This window comes from Staphylococcus canis, from assembly GCF_016238445.1.
Classification (GTDB): Bacteria; Bacillota; Bacilli; order Staphylococcales; family Staphylococcaceae; genus Staphylococcus; species Staphylococcus canis.
This window is the reverse complement of record NZ_JABANU010000086.1, coordinates 1-286: the sequence shown is the minus strand read 5'-3', so window position 1 is coordinate 286 and position 286 is coordinate 1. Positions and strand designations below refer to the sequence as shown.

General features: G+C 40.9%; 1 protein-coding gene. It reads right to left on the bottom strand.

Annotated features, from left to right (window positions below):
* On the bottom strand, window positions 1–286 hold a 286-nt coding region (locus tag HHH54_RS11020; RefSeq protein ID WP_269814026.1), incomplete at both ends, for a reverse transcriptase domain-containing protein.

Here is a 286-nt window from a genome sequence, read left to right as displayed (position 1 = left end):
CCATAACACGTTGTCCGGCACGTTTTGATTTTACAAAGATGACGAAGTCATCAGCGTATCTCACAAAACGGTGTCCGCGCTTCTCTAATTCTTTATCCAGTTCATGCAAATAGATATTACACAACAAGGGAGATATAACTCCACCTTGAGGGGCACCTTTCTTTCTTTCTGCGTATTCGCCAGACAGGTCTGCAGACCCGCTTTGTAAACTTTTGCGGATAAATTTAGAAATAGCTTTGTCTTGTATAAAGCGCTCAAACAAGTACATCAACTTATCATGGTTCAA